The sequence below is a fragment of the Azospira sp. MPR-E4 genome (genome assembly GCF_058809645.1).
The window spans coordinates 90,815-102,886 of record NZ_JBXAST010000002.1 but is presented as its reverse complement, the minus strand read 5'-3'; the positions used below and the strand labels follow the sequence as shown (position 1 = coordinate 102,886).

12 protein-coding genes are annotated in these 12,072 nt (G+C 68.4%); 2 read left to right on the top strand and 10 right to left on the bottom strand.

Annotated elements, in window-relative coordinates; translation table 11 throughout:
• Nucleotides 1-70: 70 nt before the first annotated feature.
• Together AC1RTA_RS01275 and mltA are read right to left on the bottom strand one after the other, a co-directional pair.
• Nucleotides 71-1,276: an ammonium transporter gene (locus AC1RTA_RS01275; RefSeq protein WP_492783772.1), complete on the bottom strand. Its 1,206-nt coding sequence runs from the start codon at nucleotides 1,274-1,276 to the stop codon at nucleotides 71-73.
• A gap of 182 nt (nucleotides 1,277-1,458) precedes the next feature.
• On the bottom strand, nucleotides 1,459-2,712 hold the full coding sequence (gene mltA / locus AC1RTA_RS01270; protein ID WP_492783771.1) for a murein transglycosylase A: 1,254 nt from the start codon (nucleotides 2,710-2,712) through the stop codon (nucleotides 1,459-1,461).
• A gap of 45 nt (nucleotides 2,713-2,757) precedes the next feature.
• On the opposite strand from mltA, the gene AC1RTA_RS01265 reads away from it, so the two are divergent.
• Both AC1RTA_RS01265 and AC1RTA_RS01260 read left to right on the top strand, forming a co-directional pair.
• The gene (locus AC1RTA_RS01265) at nucleotides 2,758-3,681 is read left to right on the top strand and encodes an ATP-binding protein (RefSeq protein WP_492783770.1); all 924 of its coding nucleotides are present in this window, start codon (nucleotides 2,758-2,760) and stop codon (nucleotides 3,679-3,681) included.
• Nucleotides 3,678-4,625 carry a Nudix family hydrolase gene (locus AC1RTA_RS01260; protein WP_492783769.1) on the top strand — a complete coding sequence of 316 codons (948 nt, stop codon included), beginning with the start codon at nucleotides 3,678-3,680 and terminating at the stop codon, nucleotides 4,623-4,625. Before AC1RTA_RS01265 ends, AC1RTA_RS01260 begins: the two co-directional genes overlap by 4 nt.
• A gap of 3 nt (nucleotides 4,626-4,628) precedes the next feature.
• Here AC1RTA_RS01260 and AC1RTA_RS01255 read toward each other — a convergent pair whose 3' ends face one another.
• The 8 genes from AC1RTA_RS01255 to ntrC all read right to left on the bottom strand — a co-directional run bounded on the left by AC1RTA_RS01255 (nucleotide 4,629) and on the right by ntrC (nucleotide 12,049).
• The gene (locus AC1RTA_RS01255; RefSeq protein ID WP_130459465.1) at nucleotides 4,629-4,838 is read right to left on the bottom strand and encodes a DNA gyrase inhibitor YacG; all 210 of its coding nucleotides are present in this window, start codon (nucleotides 4,836-4,838) and stop codon (nucleotides 4,629-4,631) included.
• 215 nt (nucleotides 4,839-5,053) lie between these two features.
• A complete protein-coding gene (gene zapD, locus AC1RTA_RS01250) occupies nucleotides 5,054-5,806 on the bottom strand; it encodes a cell division protein ZapD (protein WP_014236160.1) in 753 nt (250 codons plus the stop codon).
• 146 nt (nucleotides 5,807-5,952) lie between these two features.
• Nucleotides 5,953-6,570, bottom strand: a complete 618-nt coding sequence (gene coaE / locus AC1RTA_RS01245) for a dephospho-CoA kinase (protein ID WP_492783768.1) — start codon at nucleotides 6,568-6,570, stop codon at nucleotides 5,953-5,955.
• Between the two features lies 1 nt (nucleotide 6,571).
• Entirely contained in the window at nucleotides 6,572-7,417 is an 846-nt protein-coding gene (locus AC1RTA_RS01240) for an SPOR domain-containing protein (RefSeq protein WP_492783767.1), read from the bottom strand.
• Nucleotides 7,418-7,448: 31 nt separating this feature from the next.
• Entirely contained in the window at nucleotides 7,449-8,813 is a 1,365-nt protein-coding gene (locus AC1RTA_RS01235; RefSeq protein ID WP_492783766.1) for a TrpB-like pyridoxal phosphate-dependent enzyme, read from the bottom strand.
• Between the two features lie 108 nt (nucleotides 8,814-8,921).
• Nucleotides 8,922-9,680: a type III pantothenate kinase gene (locus AC1RTA_RS01230; RefSeq protein WP_492783765.1), complete on the bottom strand. Its 759-nt coding sequence runs from the start codon at nucleotides 9,678-9,680 to the stop codon at nucleotides 8,922-8,924.
• Nucleotides 9,677-10,480 (bottom strand): biotin--[acetyl-CoA-carboxylase] ligase, encoded by an 804-nt coding sequence (locus AC1RTA_RS01225; protein WP_287874421.1) that lies wholly within the window; start codon nucleotides 10,478-10,480, stop codon nucleotides 9,677-9,679. The genes AC1RTA_RS01230 and AC1RTA_RS01225 overlap by 4 nt, the downstream gene beginning before the upstream one ends.
• 132 nt (nucleotides 10,481-10,612) lie before the next feature.
• Complete coding sequence (gene ntrC / locus AC1RTA_RS01220) at nucleotides 10,613-12,049, bottom strand: nitrogen regulation protein NR(I) (RefSeq protein ID WP_014236154.1); 1,437 nt, start codon at nucleotides 12,047-12,049, stop codon at nucleotides 10,613-10,615.
• Nucleotides 12,050-12,072 lie beyond the last annotated feature (23 nt).

The window sequence follows — 12,072 nt, the reverse complement described above, 5'->3', positions numbered from 1 at the left end:
TGTTTTTATTTAGTTTCAAGATTCTCCATTTCATTTCAAGAAACTATTGTCCGGAAACAGAAAGCGTGAATTACCAGAGGGTTTCCCGCTCGGCGGAGGCGGTGATCTTGTGGATGGAAAGGTCGGCGCCGTTGTATTCATCCTCCTGGTCCAGGCGGATGCCCACCAGCTGCTTGATGACGCCATAGACCAGGCCGCCGCCCACCAGGGCAATAACGATGGCCAGGCCGGTCATGAGCAGCTGGGACAGGAAGGAAACGCCACCGGCGCCGCCCAGGGCCTCCAGCCCGAAGATGCCGGCAGCGATGCCGCCCCAGGCGCCGCACAGGCCGTGCAGGGGCCAGACGCCGAGCACGTCGTCGATCTTCCAGCGGTTCTGGGTCAGGGTGAACATGACCACGAAAAGAGCACCGGCAACGCCGCCGGTGACCAGGGCACCAAGGGGGTGCATCAGGTCGGAGCCGGCGCAGACAGCCACCAGGCCGGCCAGGGGGCCGTTATGCACGAAGCCCGGGTCGTTCTTGCCCAGCACCAGGGCCGCCAGGGTGCCGCCCACCATGGCCATGAGGGAGTTGAGGGCCACCAGGCCGGAAATCTTGTCCAGGCTCTGGGCGCTCATGACGTTGAAGCCGAACCAGCCGACGATAAGGATCCAGGCGCCCAGGGCCAGGAAGGGAATGGAGGACGGCGGATGGGCGCCGGCGATGCCGCCATCCTTGTGGTAGCGGCCACGGCGGGCACCGAGCAGGAGCACGGCGGGCAGGGCGATCCAGCCGCCCATGGCATGCACCACCACGGAGCCGGCAAAATCGTGGAACTCGGCGCCGAAGGTGGCCAGCAGCCATTCCTGGATGCCGTAGGCGTGGTTCCAGGCGATGCCCTCGAAGAAGGGATAGACGAAGCCCACCAGGCAGAAGGTGGCGGCCAGCTGGGGATTGAAGCGGGCCCGCTCGGCGATGCCGCCGGAGATGATGGCCGGGATGGCGGCGGCGAAAGTGAGCAGGAAGAAGAACTTGGTCAGGTCGTGGCCGCTGTTCTGCATCAGCGCCTGGGCGCCCTGGAAGAAATGCACGCCGTAGGCGATGCCGTAGCCGACGAAGAAGTAGGCCAGGGTGGACACGGCGAAGTCGGAAAGGATCTTCACCAGGGCATTGACCTGATTCTTGCGGCGCACGGTGCCCAGTTCGAGGAAGGCAAAACCGGCGTGCATGGCGAGCACCATAATGGCGCCCAAGAGAACGAAAAGGGTGTCCGAGGCGGACTTGTAAGCTTCCATGGTGCCTCCAGCAAAAAGTTGGCACCACAAAAGCAAGCCCCGTTCCAGGGGCTTAGCACTGTTAAATCATTACCTTAGCCATAGGCGCCCAGCAGGCACGCACCGGCATTGTGCGTATTGCACCGGACATGCTGCCTATTGGTGCATTTTGCACCGTGCCGGGGCGCCCGCCGTCCGGCCCCTTAGCGGGGTCCCAGACCGGGTGGCAGCAGCACCCACATCTGCCCCGTCTGCTTCATCCGCCCGGCCAGGGCACCGGCCTCGGCGCCGTAGCCCCAGAAGTAGTCGGCCCGCACCACACCCTTGATGGCGCCGCCCGTGTCCTGGGCCAGCACCAGGCGGCGCAGGGGCTTGCTGCTGTTGGGATGGCTCGCCGCCAGGAACACCGGTGCCCCCAGGGGCGTGCTGCGGGGATCGATGGCGATGCTGCGCTCCGGCGTCAGGGGTACGCCCAGGGCGCCGATGGGGCCTTCGCTGGCGGGCAGGTCCAGCTCCCGGAAGAAGACGTAGCTGGGATTGGCGTTGAGCAGGTCGTTGACCTTCGCCGGATTGGCCCGGGCCCAGGCCTGGATGCCCTGCATGGAAGCCTGCTCCGGCTTCAGCTCGCCTCGCTCGATCAGCACCCGGCCGATGGACTGGTAGGGGTGGCCGTTCTGGTCGGCGTAACCGAGGCGGACGATGCTGCCGTCGGGCAGCCGGACCCGACCGGAGCCCTGGATCTGCAGGAAGAACAGCTCGATGGGATCGTCCACCCACAGCAGGGTGCGGGCCTTGAGGCTGTCCTCCCTGGCCATCAGCTCGGCCCGGGACCAGTAGGGCACCACCTTGTTGCCCAGCAGGCGGCCCCGCAGGCGGTAGTTCTTGAGGTCCGGATACAACTCGGAGAGGTCGATGGTGAGCAGGTCGTCCGGCACCCCCAGCACGGCATAGCGGCCGGGACCGGTGGGCTTGCGGCTGCCTTTGAGCAGGGGCTCGTAATAGCCGGTGATCATGCCTTCGACGGTGCCTTCCGGATTGGTCAGCAGATAGGGCTGGAAGCGGGATTCGAAGAAGCGCCGCAGGCTGCCGTTGTCCGGCTTGCTCCCCAGGGTCTGGGCTTCATCGCAGGCGGGACGCCACAGGGGCCATTCCTTCTTGCCCACTAGGCCCTTGCAGGACTGCAGGAAGGCCGGCCAGGCAGCGCCCAGGTCGTCCTCGCCCCAGCCGGGCAGGTCTTCCCAGCGGGCCGGCTGCAGGGGCTTGGCGGCGGGGGGCGGCGGCAACTGGGCGCCGGCGGGCGGACACACCGGGGCAGCGCCGGGTGCCGGGCAGACGGGACAGGCCGGGCAGGCACCGGCGGTGGTGGCCGCCGGCCGGGGCGCCGTGGCGCAGCCGGCCAGGAGGGCCAGGCTGGCGGCAAGCAGGAGCAGGCGGCGGGGCATTTGGCTTATGGGCATGATTGGGCTAAGGTCCGGACTTTTCCCCAGTATACCGGTAGCCCCATGCCCTCACCTGCCAAGACGCCCCGTACGGCAGCCGCCGTGGCCGATCCCCTGGAACGCCTGGTGCGCTTCCTCGACACGGCCGAAGCCCTGCTCGCCCGCCTCGAGCCCCTGCTGCCCGAAGCCCTGCCCCAGCCCGACTGGAAAGCCCCGGCCTACCGCTGGCGGCGCAAGAACGGCCGCGGCTTCCTGCAGGCCGTGGCCCAGCCCCATCCGATCCGCCTCAAGGACCTGCAGGACATCGACGACCAGAAGCAGCGCATCGTCGCCAACACCCGCCAGTTCCTCGCCGGCCGCCCGGCCAACAACGTGCTGCTGACCGGCACCCGGGGCTGCGGCAAGTCCTCCCTGGTGAAGGCCCTGCTCAACGAATACGCCAAGAAGGGCCTGCGCCTGATCGAGGTGGACAAGTCGGACCTGGTGGACCTGCCGGACATCGTGGACCTGGTGGCAGGCCGCCCCGAGCATTTCATCATCTTCAGCGACGACCTCTCCTTCGAGGCCGGCGAGGACGGCTACAAGGCCCTGAAGTCGGTGCTGGACGGCTCCGTCACCAGCGTCCCGGACAACGTGCTGATCTACGCCACCTCCAACCGCCGCCACCTGATGCCCGAGTACCACGCGGAGAACCTGGAGACGAGCAAGGTGGGCGACGAAATCCACCCGGGGGAGGCCATCGAGGAAAAGATCTCCCTCTCCGAACGCTTCGGCCTGTGGATTTCCTTCTACCCCTTCAGCCAGGACGACTACCTCAACATCACCGCCCACTGGCTGGCCCACTTCGGCTGCGCCGCGGCGGCGCGCGAGAGCTGGGAGCGGGATGCCCTCAACTGGGCCCTGCAGCGCGGCTCCCGCAGCGGCCGGGTGGCCTGGCAGTTCGCCCGGGACTACGCCGGCAGCCATGCGCCGAAGGGTGGCAAATGAGCAAGGAGGTGGAAGTATCGGCGGCCGTCATTGAACGCAATGGCGGCCAGGAATTTCTCCTCGCCTGCCGCCCCGAGGGCAAGGTCTACGCCGGCTACTGGGAGTTTCCCGGCGGCAAGGTGGAAGCCGGCGAGAGCCACCGCCAGGCCCTGGACCGGGAACTGCAGGAGGAGCTGGGCATCACCGTCACCGACGCCACGCCCTGGATTTCCCGCCGCTTCGTCTATCCCCACGCCACGGTGCGCCTCAAGTTCTTCCGCGTCACCGCCTGGGAGGGGGAGATCGCCCCGATCGAGCACTCCGCCTTTGCCTGGGCCAGGATCGGCATGGATGCTGGCGTTGAGCCCATCCTGCCGGCCAACGGCCCCATTCTGCGAGCCCTGGCCCTGCCCCCCCTGTACGCCTTGACCCAGGCCGAGGAGCGGGGAGTGGAGGCTGAAATGGCACGTCTGGAGCGGGCCCTGGCCGGGGGGCTGAAGCTGGTGCAGGTCCGGGACAAGCAGCTACCCCCTGCCGTACGCGCCGATTTCGTCGCCCGGGTGGTGGCCCTGGCCCACGCCCACGGTGCCCGGGTCCTGCTCAACGCGCCGGACGAGGCCAGCGACCTTCTCGCCCGCCGCCTCGGCGCCGACGGCCTCCACCTGCCCGCCGTCCGCCTGCAGACCCTCACGTCCCGCCCCGATTTCCCCCTGGTGGCCGCCTCCTGCCACTCCCCCCAGGAACTGGCCCTGGCCGACCGTCTGGAATTGGATTTCAGCGTCCTCGGCCCGGTCCGGCCCACCCCCAGCCATCCGGAGCAGGCCGGGCTGGGCTGGGACGTTTTCGCCGAGTGGGTGTTCGACTGCGCCCAGCCGGTCTACGCCCTGGGAGGCATGACCACGACCGAACTGGAAACGGCCCGCCGCCACGGCGCCCAGGGCATCGCCCTGATGCGCGGCTGGTAGGCCTCAGGCCTTGGGGAAGGGGCTGTCGGCAACGGCCCCGTCTTCCCCCGGGCCGGCCTCTTCCTGCACCGGCACCCGGTAGGACTCGGAAGCCCAGGCGCCCAGGTCGATCAGCTTGCAGCGCTTGGAGCAGAAGGGACGATAGGGATTGTCGGGGGACCAGAGGGAGTCGCCGCCGCACTGGGGGCAACGGACTTTACGGGGAGCGCTCATGGGCGATGGCAGCCAGGGACGGAATGGGCGAAAGGGAAAAGGTACGGCGGCGGCAGGAGCAATCCCGCAGCGCCACGGGCCGCATTAAAGCAGAATTTCCAGACCGCCGCAGTCTTCCCAGGCGCAGACGTGAAAGCCACGAGTCCGGAACGGGAAAAGAACATTCAGCTGCGGGATGGAAGGCGAAGCAGCGCGAGCGGCCGCCCCAATGACGCTCAGAGGTTGCAGAAGGTCATGTCGAAGGCGACCTCGCGGTCGCAGGCCCGGGGCTTGAGGTCGCCGTCCGGGCAGGTGAAGCGGATGTTCAGGGCGTATTTGTTGGCGCTGATTTCGGGAATGGCGGGGTCGCCGTCCCGCAGGGTGACCCGCACCATCTGGGCATTGCTGCCGCCGAGCATGAGCTGGAAACCGCCGGAGGGCGCCACCTGGGCCTTGGGCCGGCCGGAGGAGCGCAGCAGGCGCAGCACGATGGTGAGGCCGTCGCGCAGGGGCAGCAGAGGCTTGAGCCAGCCCATGAGGGCGGCCCGGCGCTGCTCGGCCGGGTGGTGCTGCCAGAAATGGTACGAGGGCAGGTCGAATTCGCAGACGCCGCCGGGAATGGCGGCCCGGCTCTTGATGCTCATCAGCCACTCGTTGTCGCGCAGGTGCTGACCGATCTTGCCGGTCATGGCCAGCAGGGCGGCGGAGGCCTGCTCGATCTCGTAGAGGGCGCCGGAAAGGGCCTCTTCGGAAATGTCGGGGTTGTTGCGGAAGGCCAGCAGGGTCTGGCGCTGACGCTCGAGTTCCTGGATCAGGTCCATTTTCAGGTCGGCCCGGGAAACTTCCAGGATTTCGAACAGGGTCAGCAGGACGACATGGTGTTCCAGGTGGCCTTCGGCCTGGAGATAGTAGGCGGCCTTGTCGAACAAATCCTCCAGCCGCAGCAGGGTGCGGATGCGCTCATTGAAGGGATATTCGTAGGTGATCACGCCAGGTTTCGCCAGGGTTTGCCAGTCAGGGTCCGGTAAGTGCGCTTACGGCGGGCATTATGTCGTCAAAGTGCGAGGATTCTGAACCATTCAGCCATAAACCTCAACACTAATAAGCCTTTGGGCATAAATTTGAATAATATGCATCAAGTTGGTGCATGAATTCCGGAAGCGGCCGCCAGATACTGGCGGTGCAGGCGCTCCACCTGGGGGACCAGGGCGGCCGCATCGCCGCCGTTATCCACCACGTCGTCGGCCACCGCCAGGCGCTGCTGGCGGCTGGCCTGGGCCGCCAGGATGGCCTGCACCTCGGCCTCGCCCAGGCCGTTGCGGGCCATCACCCGGGCCACCTGGACCGCCTCGGGGCAATCCACCACCAGCACCCGCTGCACCCGTTCGCGGTAGCTGCCCGATTCCACCAGCAGGGGCACCGCCAGGATGACGTAGGGCGCCCGGGCCGCCTGGCAGCGGTGATCGCTCTCGGCGCGGATCAGGGGATGGAGAATGGCTTCCAGGCGCTGGCGCGCCGTGGCGTCGGCAAAGACCTGGCGGCGCATGGCGGCCCGGTCCAGGGCGCCCCGGGCGTCCACCACCGCCGGCCCGAAGGCCTCGGCGATAGCCGCCATGGCGGCGCCATGGGGTCCGGTCAGTTCGTGGGCGATGGCATCCGTATCCACCAGGGCGGCGCCCCGGGCGACGAAGAGGTCGGCCACGGTGCTCTTGCCGCTGCCGATTCCGCCGGTCAGCCCAACGACGTAGGGCATTTCAGGGCTTCTTCGCCGCCTTGGCCTCGCAGGCGGAGGGCGTGGCGGTGATGGCGGTGCCCGAATCCTTGAGGCCCTGGATCTGGGTCGGGTCGCCCCGGGCTTCCACATGCACGGCGGTGGTCTTGCCGCCCCGCAGCCCCACCTTGGCCGAACGCACGCCCTTGGCCTTGAGGCTGTCCAGCTGGTCCTTGGCACCCTGCTCGCTGGAGAAGATGCCGAGGGAAATGGCGTACTGGTTGGCGCCGGCTTCGGTAACGATGAAGAACTCGGTGACCCCCAGCTTCTTCAGTTCGCCGGCCTTGCGCTCGGCGTCGGCCTTGCTCGCCAGGGGCGGGATATACACCCAGTGGCTGCCGCCTTCGGCGGAGACCACGCTGCGGGAAAGAGTCAGACTCGGGTAGCGCTTCTTGGCCAAGGCCACCAGGGCGTCGGCCTCGGCCGCCGGCAGGTCGGGCCAGGCCAGGCAGGCCTGGGCCTTCTTCTCCTCGGCTTTCTTGTCCTCGGCCTTTTTCTCTTCCGGCTTCTTTTCCTCCGGCTTTTTCTCGTCGCCCTTCTTTTCGTCCGCCTTCTTGTCGGTCGCCTGGGAGGCAGAAGGGACGGGCGTCTCCACCACCCCCTGGCTGGCAGGCGCGTCCTCCTTGGCTACGGGGGCAGGGGCCTCGGCGGCCGGCTTCTCAGCTGCCTCCGCCGCCGGCTCGCCCTTGCTGACGATGACGATGCGCTCCGGCTGCAGCTGCTGGTGCAGCCGCTCCCCATCCGGGTTGTCGCCGCCGCCCAGGTAGCCCCGGGCGAAGACGAAGAACAGCAGATTGGCCAGAACCAACAGGAAGACCAGGACGCGCATGACGGAAATCTCCGGAAAAGGCCGGCTGGCCTCAGCCCACCTTGGGCAGGTGTTCCAGGGAACGGGCGACCGCCTCGGCCGGGTAGTCGTAGTCCTCCAGCTTGCCGCTGAAGAAGCGCTCGTAGGAGGACATGTCGAAGTGGCCGTGGCCGGTGAGGTTGAACAGGATCACCTTGGGCTCGCCGGTCACCTTGGCCTTCAGGGCCTCGTCGATGGCGGCGCGGATGGCGTGGCAGGATTCGGGGGCGGGGATGATGCCCTCGGCCCGGGCAAACTGCACACCAGCCTCGAAAGTGGCCAGCTGGGAGACGGCCACCGGCTCCACCAGGCCCTCATGCACCACCTGGGAAACCAGGGGCGAGGCGCCGTGGTAACGCAGGCCGCCGGCGTGGATGCCGGGGGGCATGAAGTCGTGACCCAGGGTGTACATCTTCATCAAGGGGGTGAAGCCGGAGGCGTCGCCGAAGTCGTAGGCGTAGGCGCCCTTGGTCAGGGTCGGGCAGGAGGTGGGTTCCACCGCCAGGCAGCGCAGGTTTTCCGCCCGCTTGTCGCCGGCGGCCTTGTCGGCCAGGAAGGGGAAGGCGATGCCGCCGAAGGAGGAGCCGCCGCCACAGGGCCCGATGACCACGTCCGGGTATTCGCCGATCTTGTCGAACTGCTTCTTCGCTTCCAGGCCGACGATGGTCTGGTGCAGCAGCACGTGGTTGAGCACGGAGCCCAGGGTGTAGTTGGTGTCGGGGCGGGAGGCGGCCTCTTCCACCGCTTCGGAGATGGCCAGGCCCAGGGAGCCCTGGTTGTCAGGATTCTCCGCCAGGGCGACACGGCCGGTCTGGGTCAGCTCGGAGGGGCTGGCGAAGACTTCGGCACCCCAGGTCTGCATCATCAGGCGGCGGTAGGGCTTCTGGTCGTAGCTGACCTTGACCATGTACACCCGCACCGGCAGGCCGAACATCTGGCCGGCGAAGGAGATGGAGGAACCCCACTGGCCGGCGCCGGTTTCGGTGGTCAGGCGCTTGATGCCGGCCTGCTTGTTGTAGAAGGCCTGGGGCACGGCGGAGTTGGGCTTGTGGGAGCCGGCCGGGGAGACGCCTTCGTACTTGTAGTAGATCTTGGCGGTGGTGCCCAGGGCCTGCTCCAGGCGCACGGCCCGGACCAGGGGCGCGGGGCGCCACAGGCGGTAGATTTCGCGCACTTCCTGGGGAATGGGAATCCAGCGCTGGTCCGACATTTCCTGTTCGAGGATGGCGCCGGGGAAGATGACGCCCATCTGCTCCGGCGTCGCCGGTTGGCCGTCCGGACCCAGGGGCGGGGCCGGCGGGGTCTTCAGGTCGGCCACGATGTTGTACCAGTGGGTCGGAATCTCGTTCTGCTCGAGCAGGATGCGGGTGTTCTCCATGATCTCCCTTTGTCTTTTAACGGTTCTGGCCGGCAGCAAGGCCGGCAGGCGAAGTATAACGCGGCCCCGCCCCGGCTTTCCGGCCGGGCGGGGCCGCCGCAGCGGCCGTCAGGCGACGGCCGGCAGATCGGCGACCCGGGCCAGTCCTTCCAGCACCAGGTAATCCACCCGGCGCACCGGCAGGGCCGGGTCCAGGCATTCGTCCAGCTGGGCGGCGCCGCCGCCGGAAAGCAGGCAGGGGGAGTCGGGCGGCAGCTGCCGGTAGAGCCGCTCCACGGCGCCGGCCTGGGCATGCAGGCAGCCGCTGACGATGGCCGCATCGGTGCTGCGCGGCAGCTCGGCAAAATCCCCCTCGGCCAGGGGCAGCTGGGCCGTGTGGCGGTTGAGGGCGCCCCGCATCAGGTCGAAGCCGGGCAGGATGCAGCCGCCGGCGAAATAGCCGTGACCGGGTCGTTCCGGGTCTTCCAGCAGCACATCGATGGTCAGGGCGGTACCCGCATTGACCACCAGGCAGGGCCGTCGCTCCTGGTTCCAGGCGCCCACCAGGGCGGCCCAGCGATCCGCTCCCAGCTGGGCCGGGCGGGCGTAGCCGTTGCGCACCCCGGCAGCTTCCGGCGTCGCCAGAAAATTCTCCAGCCCGGGGGACAGGGGCACCAGGGCCTGGGCCACGGCTGCCGCCACTTCCGGTCCGGCCACGTTGCAAAAGAGGATGCGCTGCAGGCCCTGCCCCGCCGGCAGGGCCTGGCGCAGGGCGTGGGGCAGGTCGCCGATGCGCTCCCGTTCCAGGGCGCCCCGGGCACGCCAGGCGCCGGCCTGGCGCAGGCCCCACTTGAGACGGGTGTTGCCGGCATCGAGCAGCAGGATCATAGGGGCCTCAGGGAAAGGTCGCCGGCCAGGTGGCGCAGCACGCCGTCCGGGCCCTCCAGCAGCAGGGCGCCGTCGCCGTCGGCACCGCGGCACAGGCCGGAAGCCACCACCTTGCCTTCTTCCAGCAAATGCACCGGACAGTCCTGCCAGGCATGGCGCTGCTGCCAGTCGTCGGCGAGGGCGGCAAAGCCGCCGCGGCTGAAGCGGTCCAGCACCGCCACCAGCTCCCGCAGCAGGGCCGCCAGCAGGTCGTGGCGCTCCGGCACCGCGCCCATCAGCGTCGCCAGACCGGCCGGGGCCAGACCGCCGGGCGCACTCACCGCCGGTGCCCGCAAATTAATACCGATGCCGATGATGGCCTCGGTGCCGCTGCGGCTGGACGACAGTTCCACCAGGATGCCGGCCAGCTTGCCGAGGCCGCCCGGCACCGGGGCCAGCACGTCGTTGGGCCATTTCAGGACCACACCGGCGGCGCCGAGGGATTCGCAGGCCCGGGCGACGGCCACGCCAACGGCCAGGGACAGGCCGGCCACCTTGTCGAAGCCGCCGGCAAAGCGCCACAGCAGGGAAAAGGTGAGACTGTCCTCGGGGCTGGAAACCCAGTCCCGGCCCCGCCGCCCGCGGCCGGCGCTCTGCCGGTCGGCCACCACCACGCTGCCGGCCGGCGCCCCCCGGGCGGCCCGGCGCGACAGTTCGGAACTGGTGGAATCGCAGCTTTCCAGGCTGTCCACATCCACCCGGCCGACGATGGCGCCGAGGCGGGAAACGAGGAGGGCCGGGTCGATCAGGGATGCAGCCATGACAGCGCCAGAAGGAATGAAGGCGCCATTATCGGGGATAAGGCCGGGAAGGAAAAACTTCTCTGGCCCCATGCTCTGGCCTCAGAGGCAGCCGCCACCGGGAATCGAATCCCCCGGCGGGGCCGAAGCCGCTTATTCCGCCGCCGGTTCCTCGGCCGCAGCGGCGGCCTTGCCGCCCTCCAGGCCCAGCTCCTGGATCTTGCGGGTGATGGTGTTGCGGCCGATGCCCAGGGCCTGGGCCGCCTCGATGCGGCGGCCGCCGGTGTGGGCCAGAGCACGGGAGATGAGAATCCGCTCGAAGGTGTCGGAGAGCTTGCCGTGGATGTCCGGCACGCCCCGGGCCAGGAGCCGATCGGCCTCGGCCGCCAGGGCTTCCTCCCAGCCGCCGATGACGCCGGCGCCGCTGGCGGGAGAGGTTTCCCGCAGTTCCGGCGGCAGGTCCCCCACTTCCACCAGCTGGCCGGGAGCCATGACGGTGAGCCAATGGCAAAGGTTTTCCAGCTGCCGCACGTTGCCCTGGAAGTCGAGGGAGACGAGGAACTTCACCGCCCCGTCGGACAGGCGCTTGGGCTCCACCCCCAGCTCCTGGGCGCTCTTGGCGAGGAAGTGGCGGGCCAGCAGGGGAATGTCCTCGCGCCGCTCGCGCAGGGCCGGCAGGCGGATACGGATGACGTTGAGGCGGTGGAACAGATCCTCCCGGAAGAGGCCGTCCTTGACCCGGGTTTCCAGGTTCTGGTGGGTGGCGGCGATGACCCGCACATTGGCCTTCAGCGGCTGATGGCCGCCGACCCGGTAGTAGTGGCCGTCGGAGAGCACCCGCAGCAGGCGGGTCTGCAGTTCCGAGGGCATGTCGCCGATTTCGTCGAGGAACAGGGTGCCGCCCTCGGCCTGCTCGAAGCGGCCCCGGCGCTGGGTGGCGGCGCCGGTGAAGGCGCCCCGCTCATGGCCGAACAGTTCGGATTCGAGCAGGTCCTTGGGAATGGCCGCGGTGTTGATGGCGATGAAGGGCTTGTCCGCCCGGGGGCTGTGGCGATGCAGGGCCCGGGCCACCAGCTCCTTGCCGGAACCGGATTCGCCGGTGATGAGCACGGTGGCGTGGCTCATGGCCAGACGGCCGATGGCGCGGAAGACTTCCTGCATGGCCGGAGCCTGACCGAGGATCTCCGGACTGATGCTGGTTTCCTCGACCGCACCATCCTGGTGCATCGACTCATCCAGGGCCCGGCGGATCAGTTCCAGGGCCTGGTCCACGTCGAAGGGTTTGGGCAGGTATTCGAAGGCCCCGCCCTGGAAGGCGGCGACGGCGCTCTCCAGGTCCGAGTAGGCGGTCATGATGATGACCGGCAGGGAGGGGATGTGGGACTTCACGTGCTGCAGCAGCTCCAGACCTGACTGGCCGGGCATGCGGATGTCCGAAAGCAGGACCTGGGGCACCTCTCCGGCGTCCAGGGCGGCCAGGGCATCCACGGCGGAGGCGAAGCTCTTGTGGGCGATCTGTTCCCGGGCCAGGGCCTTTTCCAGGACCCAGCGGATGGAGCGGTCATCGTCGACAATCCAGACGGGTTTCATTGTGATCCCTTATTCGTTTTGCG